This is a genomic window from Sphingopyxis sp. P1IMeth2 (assembly GCF_900185685.1).
GTDB lineage: Bacteria > Pseudomonadota > Alphaproteobacteria > Sphingomonadales > Sphingomonadaceae > Sphingopyxis > Sphingopyxis terrae_A.
The window spans coordinates 492,421-506,698 of record NZ_FYAT01000001.1 but is presented as its reverse complement, the minus strand read 5'-3'; the positions used below and the strand labels follow the sequence as shown (position 1 = coordinate 506,698).

Here is a 14,278-nt window from a genome sequence, read left to right as displayed (position 1 = left end):
GGGCCGCCGCGCGCAATGGCGGCGCGTTACGGCGCCTTGTCGAGCTTGGTGATCGTCCCGGCCTTGCCGTCCCAGTCCAGTTCGAACGCGATCTTGTCGCCGACCTTGATATCCTTCAGCAGTTCGCCTTTCGCGGCGAAGCCCATCGTCATCGGCGGCCATTCGAGCTCGGCGATCGCACCATGATCGAGCGTGACCTGTCCTTTGGCGCTATCGATCGCGGTGACGGTAGCCGTGCCCTTGCCATGCTTGATTTCGGCCGGCGTCGCCATGGTTCCAACATCATCGGCCATGGCTGCCTTCTCTTCGGCTTTCGGCGCTTCGCCTTGCTTGTCGCAGCCGGCAAGCGCTGCGGCGAGCGCAAGGCCCAGCGCGATGATCGGCAGTTTCTTCATTTCGTTTCTCCTTTTGGTTGAGCTGGTTTTGCCGCTCGCCTGCGCATCAGCAGATAAGCGGCGGGAATGATGAACATCGACAGCAGCGGCGCGGTGAGCATGCCGCCAACCATCGGTGCGGCGATCCGGCTCATCACCTCGGAGCCGGTTCCGGTCCCAACGAGGATCGGGAACAGGCCTGCGAGGATGACCGCGACCGTCATCGCCTTGGGCCGGACGCGCAGCAGCGCACCGTCGCGCACCCCCGCCGCGACATCGCCGTCGCTGCGTGCAGCGAGCGCCTGCTTGAGGTAGATCAGCATCACCACACCGAACTCGGCCGACACCCCGGCGAGCGCGATAAAGCCGACGCCGCTCGCGACCGACTGGTTGTAGCCGAGCAGATAGAGCAGCCACAACCCGCCGGTGAGCGCGAACGGCAGGGTCCCCATGATGAGCAACGCCTCGTCGAGCCGCCGGAAGGTCAGATAGAGCAGCCCGAAGATGATCGCGAGCGTCACCGGGACGACTATCTTCATCCGCTCGGTCGCGCGCACCAGAAATTCGAACTGGCCGGTGTAGGAGACGCTGACCCCCGGCGGCAGCTTGACCTCGCGCGCGATCGCCGCCTGGATGTCGGCGACCAGCGTTTGCAAATCGCGCCCGCGGCCATCGACGTAAATCCAGGTCACCGGGCGGCCATTCTCGCTGCGCAGCATCGGCGGACCGTCGCTGATCCGCACTTCGGCGACGGTGCCGAGCGTGATCTGCTGGCGCGTCGGGGTCAGCACCGGCAGGTTGATGATTTCATCGAGGCTGTCGCGGATTTCGCGCGGATAGCGCACGCTGATCGGATAGCGCGCCAGCCCCTCGACCGTCTGCCCGATCGTCGCGCCGCCAATCGCGCCCGATACGATGGCTTGAACATCGGCGATGTTCATTCCATAGCGCGCCGCTGCACCGCGATCGATCTGGACATCGATGTAGCGCCCGCCGGTGAGCCGTTCGGCGAGCGCCGATGCGACGCCGGGCACCGTCTTGACGACATCCTCGATCCGCTTGGCGCTGGCGTCGATGGCCTTGAGGTCGGATCCCGCGACCTTGATCCCGATCGGGCTTTTGATCCCCGTCGCCAGCATATCGATCCGGTTGCGGATCGGCGGCACCCAGAAATTGGCGAGCCCCGGCACGCGCACCCGCGCGTCGAGTTCCTCGATCAGTTTTTCCGGTGTCATCCCCGCGCGCCATTCGCTCTTGGGTTTGAACTGGATCGTCGTTTCGAACATTTCGATCGGCGCCGGATCGGTCGCGGTGTCGGCGCGCCCCGCCTTGCCGAACACACGGCTAACCTCGGGGACCGTCTTGATCAGACGGTCGGTCTGCTGGAGCAATTTGCCCGCTTCGGCCACCGAAAGCCCGGGCAGCGCCGAGGGCATATAGAGGAGGTCGCCTTCGTTCATTTGCGGCATGAACTCGCCGCCAAGCCGCGCCATCGGCCACAGGCTGGTCGCAAAGACCAGTAGGGCGATGAACAACGCCTGTTTCGGACGCGCGAGCACCCAATCGAGCCCGGGGCGGTAGAGGCGGGTCAGCCAGCGATTGATCGGATTGGCATTCTCGCCGGGAATCTTGCCGCGAATGAGCCAGCCCATCAGCACCGGGACGAGCGTGATCGAAAGCAGGGCCGCCGCCGCCATCGCATAGGTTTTGGTGAAGGCGAGCGGCGCGAACAGCCGACCCTCCTGTCCTTGAAGCGCGAAAATCGGGATGAAGGAAAAAGTGATGATGAGCAGGCTGAGGAACAGTGCCGGGCCGACCTCGGCTGCCGCGCCGGTGATCGCGCGCCAGCGTTCGGTCCCTTCCAATTTCCGGTCGGGATTCTCGTGCGCCCAGCGTTCGATATGCTTGTGCGCATTTTCGATCATCACGACCGCTGCATCGACCATCGCTCCGATCGCGATCGCGATGCCGCCGAGCGACAATATATTGGCGTTCAGGCCTTGTGCGCGCATCGCGATGAAGGCGATGAGGATGCCGAGCGGCAGCGTCAGAATCGCCACCAGGGCCGATCGCGCGTGCCACAGGAACAGCGCACAGACGATCGCCACGACGATGAATTCCTCGACGAGCTTCGAGGTCAGATTATCGACCGCGCGGTCGATCAGCCCCGAGCGGTCATAGGTGGTGACGATCTCCACCCCCGGCGGAAGGCTGGCCTTTAGCGAATTCAGCTTGGCCCGGACATTCTCGATCACCTCGCGGGCGTTCTTGCCTTGCCGCATGACGATCACCCCGCCGGTGACTTCGCCTTCGCCATCAAGTTCAGCGATTCCGCGCCGCATCTCGGGACCGATTTGCACCGTCGCAATGTCGCCCACTGTCACCGGGACTCCGCCCGCGGCGGTGCGGATCGACACGGCGCGGAAATCGTCGAGGGTCTTCAGATAGCCGCTGGCGCGAACTATATATTCGGCCTCGGCCAGTTCGACCGTCGCGCCGCCGGTTTCCTGATTGGCGGCGGTCAGGGCGTCGCTGACTTCGCGCACGGTGACGCCATAGGATGCCAGTTTTTGGGGATCGAGGATGATCTGATATTGTTTGACCATCCCGCCGATGGTCGCGACCTCGGCGACGTCGGGGACGGCTTTCAATTCGTAACGCAGGAACCAGTCCTGGATCGAGCGCAGTTCGGCCAGATCATGCCGTCCGTTTTTGTCGACCAGCGCATATTCATAGATCCAGCCGACGCCGGTCGCATCGGGTCCGATCGACGCGGTCGCGCCGTCGGGCAATTTTCCCTGCACCTGGCTCAGATATTCGAGCACCCGGCTGCGCGCCCAATACAGGTCGGTGTCGTCGTCGAACAGCACATAGACGAAACTGTCGCCGACAAAGCTATAGCCGCGCACGACGCGCGCGCCCGGCACCGACAGCATCGTCGAACTGATCGGATAGGTCACCTGATCCTCGACGATCCGCGGCGCCTGCCCCGGATAGGTGGTGCGGATGATGACCTGAACGTCCGACAGATCGGGAATCGCATCGACTGGGGTCGTCCGCACTGCGGCGACACCGACGAGGGTCAGGATCAGTGCCGCGGCAACGACCAGTCCGCGTGCCGCGACCGAGGCGCGAATGATCCGCTCGATCATTTCGCGTCACCGAGCGGGCGGACGGCGATGCCGGTCAGGCTCGCCTCGGAATCGAGCAGGAACTGGCCCGATGCGACGACCCTCTCGCCCACCGCCAGCCCCTGCAGGATTTCGGTCTGGCCGCCGCCCTCGCGCCCTGTTTGCACTTCGGCGGGATGATAGCGCCCGTCGCCCGTCGCCAGCATGACGATGCTGCGCGTGCCGGTGCGGATGACCGCCTCGCTCGGCACCAGCAGCGCGGGTTTGGCGTTGCCGCCGAGCGTGACATTGGCGAACATGCCCGGGCGCAGCCGGCCGCCGCGATTGGCGAGTTCGATGCGCACGGTCAGCGTCCGGCTGTCGACCTGCGTCGTCGGCAGGATCGCGATGACGCGCCCGCCAAATGTTTCGCCGGGAAAGGCGGTGAGCGTCGCAACCGCGCGCTGGCCGACGCGCACCGCCCCGGCCTGAGCCTCGGGCAAGGAGGCGTTTAGCCAGACGGTGGCCAGCCCCGAGATTTCGGCGAGCGTCTGGCCCTGCGCCAGCGTAACGCCCGCCCGCGCGCTGAGGCTCTGCACGACGCCGCCGATCGGCGAACTGATCGTAACGGTTCCGCTTGTCCGCCCGGTCCGATCGACCCGGTTGATAACGGCGTCGGACATGCCGATCAGACGCAGCCGCTGCCGCGCCGCCGCTGTCAGCTCGGGCCGGCCGAGCTTCTTGACGCTCAGATATTCGGTCTGCGCGCCGCCCCAATCGGGCGACTGAACATCGGCGATCGGCGTCCCGGCGCCGATGACGTCGCCCGGGGCCAGCCGATAGACGCGCTCGACAAAGCCGTCCGAACGCGCCTGGACGATCGCGACGTCGCGTTCGTTGAAATCGACCGCGCCGGTGACGTCGAAGGTCGCCGCGAGGCTGCCCATCTCGGCGGCGACGACGCGCATTCCGAGATTTTGCATCGCCGACGGATCGATCGAAAAGCCCGGCGCGGCGTCGGCCCCGCCGCCTTCGTCGGCATATTTGGGTTCCAGCTCCATATCCATGAAGGGCGACTTGCCCGGCTTGTCGAACTTCTGGTTCGGGAACATCGGGTCGTAATAATAGAGGATCTTGCGCCCATCGCTTGTGGCGCCCGTCGGCACGTCGTCCGCGCCGCGCTGCCCGATCCAGTAACCGCCGCCGCCCGCGATCAGCACCGCGGCCAAAATCCCGGCGCGCCACCGCACCGCTGTCGTCGCTTCGGTCATCGCCCTGTCTCCCCATAGATATAATTGATCCGGATCGCGTCGCGCGCGACCTCGGCCTCGCGCGCCAGTACATCCACTTCGGCTTCGGCCAGCGCGAGCGTCGAGAGCAATGCGGTCCCGAGGTCGAGCTGGCCGGCGGCGTAGCTGGCGAGGTCAAGCTCGGCGCGCTTCTTCGCCAGTGGCACCAGCCGCGACTGCGCATTGCCGAGCTGTTCGTGATGCATGTGATGATCGGCGAGATCGGCGTCGAGGGCCGCGGCGATGTCGCGCTTTGCCGCTTCGCGATCGAGCCGCGCGCGCGTCGCCTCGCTCGCCCGCGCGGAGATCTTCGGGTCCTGCCGCTTCTTGGCGAAGAGCGGCAAGTCGATGGTGACGCCGAGCGTGACGAGGTCGCCATAATTGGGCTCGCGCCGCCCATAGGCCGCCGAGACGTTCCAGTCGGGCCGCTTGTCGGCGCGTGCGAGCCCGGTTTCGGCATCGGCCGCCAGCGCGCGCGCATCGAGCGCGCGCAGCCGCGGCAGCGCGTCGATTCCGGAGCGCAGCGCGCTTTCATCGACGACCGGCGGCGGCGGCGCGCCTGCCGTGTCGGCGGCGGCGTCGCCGGTGAAGCGCGCGAGCTGCGCGCGGGCGCGCGCAACCTCGGCGGCGAGCCCGCTGCGGCGATCCTGAATCTCGGCGCGGAGCTGTTCGGGTTCGAGCGCCTGCGCCGGCCGCGCCGCGCCGCTGGCCAACCGCGCGGTCACCGTCGCCTGCAAATCGTCGAGCTCGGCATCGAGCAATTCGAGCTTCTTGAGCCGTTTCTTGGCATAGAAAAGGTCGATCCAGGCGAGCGCCGTCGCCAGCCGGACGTCCTGCGCCGCGACCGCTTCGTCGGCGCGCGCGATCCCGATTTCGGCCAGCGCGCGCGTCGCACGCGCCCGGCGCTTGGCGGGATGGGTGAATTCCTGGCTGATACCGATCACCTGCATCGTGAAATTGTCGCGGTTGAGGCGGCCCGCGTCGGGGCCGGTGACCGGGAAATCCTTGATGGCCAGATCGAGTTTGGGATCGGGCAACCGGTCGGCCGCGATCGCCGCCGACTCGGCGGCGTCGATCCCCGCTTCGCGTCCGCGCAGTTCGGGCGCCTGGGTTTCGGCCAGCCGCAGCGCGGCGTCGAGTGTCAACGGCTCGGCATGAAGCGTCGCGGGCAGCGCGATCAGCATGGTCGCCGCAAAAAAATTGCGCATGATGTCCCCTTTTGTGGACCGGACAAGACCGCCCCCGACGCCTCTGTGCCGAGGGCGGAGAGCTTTACGCGCCGGGGTGTGGCATGGAGCCGCGGGACATTTTCTTCATGCAACCGGCCGGATCGGCCTTCATCATGTCGCAATCGCACTCGGCCATTTGCGCCGGTTTGTCCTTCACCCAGACGCGGACTCGCGACGTGGCATTGGACTTGTTCGGTCCCGGAACCTGGCGGGTCTGCCATTCATAACGGCCGCCCGATTGCACTTGGGCAAAAACGGGAGCGGCAAGCGTCGCTGCCGCGAGCGCGGCAACGGCAAAAAGCGGTTTCATGTTGAATTCCTCGGTTGAGAAAGCAAGAAAATGAGCGCCGAAACGGGTCGGCGGGCATCGTGCAATTCAGCCGAGAATTAGCGGTGGATTGGGTTCGGGCCCGAATGTCCGGCCATCCAGCGGCTGGATCGGTAGCGGGTCGAGCAGCCCTGTCATGTGAGTCGCCGCCACGATCAGCATGGGCGACGAAATGACGAGGGGCGGGAGCGCGCAACCCATCTTGGCAATGCAATCGAACGTCAGACCCTTGCAGGGCGCGTCGCCCTCGGATTTGTCCATTCCCATCATTTCGGCGCACTCGTCGCTCATCGACGTCGCCGCGGTTGTCGTATCGGACATCGGGATTGCCGGAGCAGACGCAAACGCGGCTTCCTGGCCGAGAAGGCCCAGCACAGCTCCGAAGAGAAGCAGCAGAGAAAGCCAACGTTTCACGGTCGAAGCATGTTCCTTGTCACTCCTGGCGTCAAACTGAAATTGCGGCGCCTGGACTGCTGCGTTGTTCGTGAGCAGCCCCTCCGCGGTTACACCCGGGCCAGATAATCCTTGCCCCGCCCGCCGCCATCAGGCCTTCGGCTTGCGCGAAGAACTGTGCAGGCTGATGATCCGCCATTTGCCGTCCGTCCACTTAAGCACGCTCGTCGCAACGCCATCACGTTCGACCGTTTCGCCGCTCGCGAGTATGATCGTGTAGGAATAGGTCTCGGTGGCGATCGCAACCTCGCCTTCGCCCCGCACCGAAACCTTATAGTCCTTGAAGGCGAAGGACCTGAACGCCTTGAGCTCGGGCGCGAGATGATGGTCGCGATAATGGGCGAAATTTCCTTCGACGCCGCCCGACTCGAAGATCTGGGCGTCGGGCGCGAACAGGGCTCCGACGCCCGACAGGTCGCGGCTCTCGATCGCCTGCTTATATTGCGCCAGCGTCGCGGCGGCCGCCTGATAATCCGGGGTTGCGGCCGCTTGGGCGGGAATCGCCATGGCCAGCGCCAGTCCGATCGCCGCTGCAATGAAACCTCTCATCCCCATTCTCCCTTTCTCAATACCCGCCGCCGAACGGCGCGGCGACGCTTCGATCAGATTTTCACGAACCGCAGCCGCAGCGAATTGGCGATCACGCTGACCGACGAGAGCGCCATCGCCGCGGCGGCGATGATCGGCGACAGGAGCAGCCCGAAGATCGGGTATAGCACGCCCGCCGCCACCGGAATGCCCGCGGCATTATAGGCGAAGGCGAAGAAGAGATTCTGGCGGATATTCGCCATTGTCGCATGGCTGAGATGCCGCGCCCGCACGATGCCGAGGAGGTCGCCGCGCAATAGTGTGACGCCCGCGCTTTCGATGGCGACGTCGGTTCCCGAACCCATGGCGATGCCGACATCGGCGGCGGCAAGCGCGGGGGCGTCGTTGACCCCGTCGCCGGCCATGGCGACGATCCCGCCCTCTTCGCGCAGCCGCTGGACGACGGCGCTCTTCTGGTCGGGGAGGACGTCGGCCTCGACATTGTCGATGCCGAGCCGCCGTGCGATCGCCTCGGCGGTGACGCGATTGTCGCCGGTGAGCATGATGACCTTGATTCCGGCTTCGCGCAGCGCCGCGAGTGCGTCGCTCGTCGTCTCCTTGACCGGATCTGCGATAGCGATGACGCCGGCCGCCTTGCCGTTGACCGCGATGTAGATCGCCGTCGCGCCGTCAGTGCGAAGGCGGTCGGCCGCCGCGGCGAGTGCGCCCAGATCGACGTCATATTCTTCGAGAAAGCTCGCATTGCCAAGGACGATCGCCTTGTCGTCGACCGCCCCGACGATGCCCTTGCCGACCGGCTGGTCGACTCCCGATGGCTCGACGAGCGCGAGGCCGCGGTCTTCCGCCGCTTTGACGATTGCGGCGGCCAATGGATGTTCGCTGCTGCGCTCGAGGCTCGCGGCAATCCGGAGGAGGTCGTTTTCCTCGAACCCTTCGGCGACTTCGATGGCGACGACCGAGGGTCTGCCTTCGGTCAGCGTCCCCGTCTTGTCGACGACGAGCGTGTCGACCTTCTCCATCCGCTCAAGCGCCTCGGCATTTTTGATCAGCACGCCGGCTTCGGCGCCGCGCCCCACGCCGACCATGATCGACATTGGCGTCGCGAGGCCGAGCGCGCAGGGACAGGCGATGATGAGCACCGAGACGGCGGCGATAAGGCCATAGGCCATGGCGGGCGCGGGGCCCAGAAGCGACCAGACAACGAAAGCGACAATGGCGACGACGATGACGCCGGGCACGAACCAGCCCGAAACGGTATCGGCGAGACGCTGGATCGGCGCCCGGCTGCGCTGCGCGTCGGCGACCATTTGTACGATCCGCGCGAGCATCGTGTCGCGCCCGACCTTCTCGCTGCGCATGAGCAGGCCGCCCGTCTGGTTGATCGTTCCGCCGATCAGCGCCGCGCCGGCCGCCTTGGTCACCGGCATCGATTCGCCCGTGACCATCGATTCGTCGACCGTGCCGCGGCCTTCTACGACGATGCCATCGACGGGGACTTTTTCGCCCGGACGGATGCGCAGCATGTCGCCGACCGCGACTTCCTCGAGCGCTACCTCCTCGTCGCTTCCATCGCTGCGGACGCGCCGGGCGAGCTTCGGTGTCAGGTCAAGGAGCGCGCGGATCGCGCCGCTCGTCGTCTCGCGGGCCCTGAGTTCGAGCACCTGCCCGAGTAGCACCAGCACCGTGATGACCGCGGCGGCCTCGAAATAGACCGCGACCGAGCCATCGGCGGCGCGGAAGGCTGCCGGGAAGATTTGCGGGAGAATCGCCGCGATCATGCTGTAGCCCCAGGCAACGCCCGTCCCCATCGCAATGAGGGTGAACATGTTGAGGCTCTTGTTGCGGATCGAGAGCCAGGCGCGCTCGAAGAAGGGCCAGCCCGCCCATAGAACGACGGGGGTCGCGAGCAGCATCTGGACCCAGTTGTTCGTCTGGCGGCCGACATATTGGTGGAGGCCTGTCAGATGGCCGCCCATCTCAAGTGCAAAGACTGGAAGGGCGAGAAGGAGGCCGACCCAGAAGCGACGCCGCATGTCGTGATATTCTTCGCTGGGGCCGTCCGACGCGGTTGGCATGACGGGCTCGAGTGCCATGCCGCAGATCGGGCAGCTTCCAGGGCCGGGGCGTTGGATCTCGGGATGCATCGGGCAGGTCCAGATGGCCCCCTCGGGTGCGTCGGCTGCGGTCGGCTCGCTTTTTGCGGCGTAAAGATCGGGATCGGCCTCGAATTTGGCGAGGCAGCCCGCGCTGCAAAAATGATGATGTTCGCCGTCGTGCGTCGCGATGTGCGGCGTGGTGGCCGGATCGACCGTCATGCCGCAGACCGGATCGGTGGTGCTCCCTCTGCCTTTTTCCGCGCCCTGATGATCGTGCATCGTCGCCGCTCCTGTACATGTAGGATGCCCGCTTGGTGGCGGGGCGTCCGAACGCCGCCGGCCGTGTTCGTCGTAGGCGGCTTTCCCTGACGGTTCCAGAATGAAGCCGCTCCTATCGATACGCAAGAAGAGCGGTTATCCCTCGGATTTTCTTTGCCCCGTGCAATCAGATCCGGGGTTTGTTGGCCTCGATGATCGCGATCGCACCGGTTGGCGTGCGAAACGTCTCAAGTTCGCGAACATCGCGAAAGCCGGCCTCTCTCATCAGCACCGGTAGCAATCCATCGGCGTTGGGTTGGGTGTCCTGGACGCCGTCGAGCTGCTGGATCGTCAGGCGGAACAGCAACCGCATGAGGCGGCTGCGCTGTTCCCCATAGTCCGCGACATAGAGTTTGCCGCCCGGCGCGAGCACCTGCCGGGCCTCGCGTAGCAGACGTGCCTTTTCCTCAAGCCCGACCTGATGAAGGACGAGGCAGATCGCAATCTTGGCAGGCGGGGGCCAGTCATCGATCGCCGAAGCCGCGAAAAAGCCAACTCGAAACTCCGGCGGTGGAACAATCTGCGCGGTCTTCGTTCGGGCAATTCGCGTCGCTGCCTCGTCGGGGTCGAAACCAAGATAGCGGACGTCCCGGCTATGGCGAGCGATCGCCAGCGCAAGATTTCCCGCACCCGAGCCGATATCGAGAATGACGTCACCCTCGCCGAGCGCCATATGGCGAACGAGACGGTCGCGCCACACGCGCTCGCGCGTTGTCACCGCGACGCCGAAATCATAAAAGGGCGTCAGGAAGTGATATCCTGCCGCTGGCGTGTAGGATCTTGCTACGGGTTTCGGGTCGGGCATGGCCGTCTCCTTTCGACGCTTTGGCTTGCCGCCGGATTGCGGCCGCAATCGCCGGTCTCGACGAGACGCTTAAGGGCAAACAGGCGCGGCAGTCTTGAATGTTTCGCCGGGGCGACGCGGTGCGAGGCGCATCCGGCTCAGGGCACGATTTCGAACGCGAAGGCACTAAGGCCGGCCGAAGGCGTCACGCCTAGCCATTGAGCGCAGCGGCGCGTGAAGTGCGACTGATCGGCGAAGCCTCCCGCCGCCGCGGCGTCGGCAAGACCTCCGCCGCCGACCAGCGTCCGCACGGCGCGTTGAAGCTGGAGCCATTGCAGCAATTTGGCCGGAGGCACGCCGAAGTCGCGGCTGACGATTTCGCGGAGGCGCGAGGGCGAAAGGCAGGCGACGTCGGCCAAGGCGCGCGCGGTCGACAAATCGTCAGGGGCCGCGAGCACTTCGGACAGGCGGGCATCCACCGGACGCGCCTGCGAGCGGTCGAGATAGTCGGACGCCCAGCGCTTCGCGTCCGCGCCGCTTGCGATGTCACCTAGTCCGGCTGTCTCTATCGGCGTCAACAGGACAGGCGCCGATCCGGCGGACAGCCGGGTGCCGGCACGAAAAAGCGGGTCGAGATAAAATGACCGCACGAGGGCGCCCGGCGGCCCGAGGCGGTGCCGGACATGCGACGCTATCGCAATGGCGTGTCCGGCGGGAACTATCAGGTCGGCATCACCGGAAATTTCGAGGTCGCGTTCGATGGCGAGGCTGATCTGGTGCGCCACATGGTTATGGGGACGGCTGCTCCCGATGCGCGCGTCAATGAGCGCCCAGCCGGTCCCGAGCATGATCGAACCCGACCAAGAGGCGGTGCTTGGGGTCAAACCGGATCGGCGGTGACGAAGGGTTCGAGCGTACCGAACCAGGCAACCAGCGCGAGTATGGCGAGCGCGGCCGACGCTTCGATGATGAGGCTTCTGCGCATGGCTGCAATCGCGAGGTCGGGGTCGGCGTCGACATTGTCGGTATCGGTCCCCGGGACGGCGGCCGCGAGCGCCGGGGTCAGCCGCCAGCGGTTCGCCGCCGCGAGCGCCAGCATCAGTCCGAACAGCGCAAGCTTGGCGAGAAGCAATTGTCCATAGGGCGAGCCGAGGGAACGGCCGAGATTCTCGGCGCCGACGATCATCTGGCTGTTGACGAGGCCGGTGGCGGCGATGACGAGGACGCAGATCGTACCGACGCGCGAGAATTGATCGAGGCTCCGCGCCGCAATTTGGAGTCCGCCCGGCCATTCGCGGACACGACGTGGTGAGATCAGGATCAGGAAGGCGCCGATCGCGCCGATCCAGACCGCCGCTGCAATCAGGTGCAAGATGTCGCTGATCCGGTGCACGGTGCCTGCGGCGCCTTCGGTCGCGCCGGCGTGGCCGGACCAGACCAGACTCGCGACGGCCACCGAGCCCGCGGCCGCGAGTACGGCGGCCGAAGTTGTCGGCCAGCGGACCATCCAGATCGCGACTCCCAGCGCGAGCAGCAGCGCTGCGCTCCGGTAGACCCAGGCTGTGCCGACCTCGGTCTCGCGAACAAGGTCCCAAAAAGGCTGGAGTTCCAGGGAGAGGAGCCCCACACCCTGCATCGAAGCCGCGAGCACGCCCATCCCCAAGATGGAGAGAAGCAGTCCGGCGGCGCAGAGCCATCGCTCTGCGCGCCAGATCGAGGCCATCATCGACTGCGGCGCAAGGCGTTCGCTCCGTGTCAGCGCAAAAAGCGGGAACGCAGCAAGGCCGGCGATGAGCATCAGGTCCGCATAAAGTGCGAACCTGATGCCGATCAGAACGGGGTCCCCCACCGTCTTTTACTTTACGGTGAAGCTGAATTCGCTGCCCATGCGGTGGGTATCAGCGCCCGCCGCCGACCATGTGACCTTGTAGGTTCCGGCTGTCAGCGGCCGCTTGAGCATCAGCATCGCCGACTTGCCCTCTTTGCCCATCATCGACGAGTAAGGCACCTTCATCGGGGCATGATTGGCCATGCCGGGCATGCCGGTCATGACCAGCTCGGTCTTGAGGGTCGAGGCGACGATCTTTTCGTTGAACTGAAGATTGACCGACGTGACCTTCGAAACGGTCGAATTGGCGGCGGGCGTCGAGCTGACGAGCTTGGTGTGCGCGCTTGCCGTGGCCGGCATGAGAAGCAGAGCGAAAGCCGCCGCTGCAGAGGGGAGAAGAGACTTGAACATGAACACCTCCAAATGCGTGTCTGTCCTGCTAATACGCAGGATATCGGCATGGCCCTCAAATATTCCGGAATAATATTCTGGTGTGAGGGGTGAGGCGCTTCGGCGCGTATGTACAATGATGGAAAGGTTTGAAGAGACGATCGATGGATAAGGAGCTTCGCATTTTGAACAGGATCGATCTGCCCGCAGCGCTCGATGCGCTCGATGATCGCATCATGGGCGCATTGGCGATCCGCCGGCGCGAAGCGGTAGCGATGCGCCGCCTGATGGCGCTCGCGGCCTTTGTCTCGCTCGGCGGCGGTGTCTTTGCGGGGAGTGCGATTTCCCAGCCGGCGGTCGCGGCAAGCCCCCTGACCCCATTCGGCCCGCCTAGCGCATTGGTGCCTTCCACCTTGCTGGATGTACAGTAGCGATGCCGTCGCGCCGTCTTCTTCTCTTGGGGCTCATTGCCTTCGCCGCGGCGATTGCCGGCGTGTTCATCGGCCGTCTGGTAGCCGATGCGCCCAAAGCCAGCGAAACCGAACTTCATGCGCTTCTCCACGGCCAACTCGACCTGACCCCGGAGCAGGAAAAGAAACTCGAGCGGATCGAAGCCGACTTCGCCGGTCGCCGCCAGGCGCTCGAACTCGAGATGCGCGCCGCCAATGTCCGGCTCGCGCAGGCGATCGAAGCCGAGCATGGCTATGGACCGCGCGTCACCGAGGCGATCGACGAGACGCATGAGGTGATGGGGACATTGCAGAAGGAAACGCTCCAGCATCTCTTCGCGATGCGCGGGGTTCTCAACCCCGATCAAGCGGAAATGTTCGACAAAAGCGTGGTCAAGGCGCTGACCGCCGATGCGCGGTGAGCGCCGACCTATCGCAATGTAGCGACCAGGATCTGGCGGCCTTTGCGCGCGCGCACCGCGAAGACGCCTATCGCGAGTTGCTGCGCCGTTACAAAACGGGCGTCTACCGGCTCATCGTAAAGCAGATCGGCGATGCCGACGAGGCGATGGATTTGACGCAGGAGACGTTCGTCTCCGGCTTTTCGGCGCTCGATCGCTATGATGGCGAACGCCCCTTCCGCACATGGATCGCCCGTATCGCGCTCAACAAATGTCGCGACTGGGCACGACGGCGAAAGGTGCGCGCCTTTTTCTCCCGCGCGCTCCCGCTCGAAAATGCGCATCACGTAGCAAGCGATGGTCCTGGGCCCGATTCCGCGGCGACCGACAGGCGAGAGCTCGCCAGGGTTCGCGGGGCGATCGATCAGCTGCCGCAGAATTTGCGCGAAGTGTTGCTCCTCCGCGGTGTCGACGAGGTCAGCCAGGCCGAAACAGCGGTCATTTTGCGGGTCAGCGAGAAAACAGTCGAAACGCGCCTCTATCGAGCGCGGACCAGGCTCCGGGAATTGCTCGCGGGAACATCTGCGAGCGCCGAGGGTTGAGGGTTCGACCGCTCGTTCAGGCGGCATCTCCTCATCGTCCGGCATTTTTATTGAGGGGCAGGCGTGCCGCCTGCGTAT

General features: G+C 65.3%; 15 protein-coding genes. 3 read left to right on the top strand and 12 right to left on the bottom strand.

The window, feature by feature from the left end; all coding sequences use genetic code 11:
* Nucleotides 1–26: 26 nt before the first annotated feature.
* The 12 genes from P1IM2_RS02340 to copC form a co-directional block, all read right to left on the bottom strand.
* On the bottom strand, nt 27–395 hold the full coding sequence (locus tag P1IM2_RS02340) for a copper-binding protein (protein WP_186401298.1): 369 nt from the start codon (nt 393–395) through the stop codon (nt 27–29).
* Nucleotides 392–3,526: an efflux RND transporter permease subunit gene (locus P1IM2_RS02335; RefSeq protein WP_186401297.1), complete on the bottom strand. Its 3,135-nt coding sequence runs from the start codon at nt 3,524–3,526 to the stop codon at nt 392–394. Before P1IM2_RS02335 ends, P1IM2_RS02340 begins: the two co-directional genes overlap by 4 nt.
* The gene (locus P1IM2_RS02330; RefSeq protein ID WP_186401296.1) at nt 3,523–4,755 is read right to left on the bottom strand and encodes an efflux RND transporter periplasmic adaptor subunit; all 1,233 of its coding nucleotides are present in this window, start codon (nt 4,753–4,755) and stop codon (nt 3,523–3,525) included. Before P1IM2_RS02330 ends, P1IM2_RS02335 begins: the two co-directional genes overlap by 4 nt.
* Complete coding sequence (locus tag P1IM2_RS02325; protein WP_186401295.1) at nt 4,752–5,981, bottom strand: TolC family protein; 1,230 nt, start codon at nt 5,979–5,981, stop codon at nt 4,752–4,754. The genes P1IM2_RS02330 and P1IM2_RS02325 overlap by 4 nt, the downstream gene beginning before the upstream one ends.
* Before the next feature lie 64 nt (nt 5,982–6,045).
* A complete protein-coding gene (locus tag P1IM2_RS02320) occupies nt 6,046–6,312 on the bottom strand; it encodes a hypothetical protein (RefSeq protein ID WP_186401294.1) in 267 nt (88 codons plus the stop codon).
* A 66-nt stretch (nt 6,313–6,378) separates the two neighbouring features.
* Entirely contained in the window at nt 6,379–6,744 is a 366-nt protein-coding gene (locus tag P1IM2_RS02315; RefSeq protein ID WP_186401293.1) for a hypothetical protein, read from the bottom strand.
* A 129-nt stretch (nt 6,745–6,873) separates the two neighbouring features.
* Complete coding sequence (locus tag P1IM2_RS02310) at nt 6,874–7,332, bottom strand: nuclear transport factor 2 family protein (protein ID WP_186401292.1); 459 nt, start codon at nt 7,330–7,332, stop codon at nt 6,874–6,876.
* Between the two features lie 53 nt (nt 7,333–7,385).
* Nucleotides 7,386–9,707 carry a heavy metal translocating P-type ATPase gene (locus tag P1IM2_RS02305; RefSeq protein ID WP_186401291.1) on the bottom strand — a complete coding sequence of 774 codons (2,322 nt, stop codon included), beginning with the start codon at nt 9,705–9,707 and terminating at the stop codon, nt 7,386–7,388.
* A 166-nt stretch (nt 9,708–9,873) separates the two neighbouring features.
* Complete coding sequence (locus tag P1IM2_RS02300; protein WP_186401290.1) at nt 9,874–10,551, bottom strand: class I SAM-dependent methyltransferase; 678 nt, start codon at nt 10,549–10,551, stop codon at nt 9,874–9,876.
* A gap of 137 nt (nt 10,552–10,688) precedes the next feature.
* Nucleotides 10,689–11,378 carry a helix-turn-helix domain-containing protein gene (locus P1IM2_RS02295; protein WP_003046411.1) on the bottom strand — a complete coding sequence of 230 codons (690 nt, stop codon included), beginning with the start codon at nt 11,376–11,378 and terminating at the stop codon, nt 10,689–10,691.
* 32 nt (nt 11,379–11,410) lie between these two features.
* A complete protein-coding gene (gene copD, locus P1IM2_RS02290; RefSeq protein WP_003046408.1) occupies nt 11,411–12,379 on the bottom strand; it encodes a copper homeostasis membrane protein CopD in 969 nt (322 codons plus the stop codon).
* 6 nt (nt 12,380–12,385) lie between these two features.
* The gene (gene copC, locus P1IM2_RS02285) at nt 12,386–12,769 is read right to left on the bottom strand and encodes a copper homeostasis periplasmic binding protein CopC (protein ID WP_011542702.1); all 384 of its coding nucleotides are present in this window, start codon (nt 12,767–12,769) and stop codon (nt 12,386–12,388) included.
* A gap of 164 nt (nt 12,770–12,933) precedes the next feature.
* Here copC and P1IM2_RS02280 point away from each other — a divergent pair, with 164 nt between their 5' ends.
* From P1IM2_RS02280 to P1IM2_RS02270, 3 genes are read left to right on the top strand one after another with little or no spacing between them, the layout of a single operon-like run.
* Nucleotides 12,934–13,179 carry a hypothetical protein gene (locus tag P1IM2_RS02280; protein ID WP_137870392.1) on the top strand — a complete coding sequence of 82 codons (246 nt, stop codon included), beginning with the start codon at nt 12,934–12,936 and terminating at the stop codon, nt 13,177–13,179.
* A 2-nt stretch (nt 13,180–13,181) separates the two neighbouring features.
* Nucleotides 13,182–13,619, top strand: coding sequence for a periplasmic heavy metal sensor (locus tag P1IM2_RS02275; RefSeq protein WP_003046401.1), 438 nt, complete (start codon nt 13,182–13,184; stop codon nt 13,617–13,619).
* Nucleotides 13,616–14,200 carry an RNA polymerase sigma factor gene (locus tag P1IM2_RS02270; protein WP_003046398.1) on the top strand — a complete coding sequence of 195 codons (585 nt, stop codon included), beginning with the start codon at nt 13,616–13,618 and terminating at the stop codon, nt 14,198–14,200. The genes P1IM2_RS02275 and P1IM2_RS02270 overlap by 4 nt, the downstream gene beginning before the upstream one ends.
* The last annotated feature ends 78 nt before the right edge of the window (nt 14,201–14,278 follow it).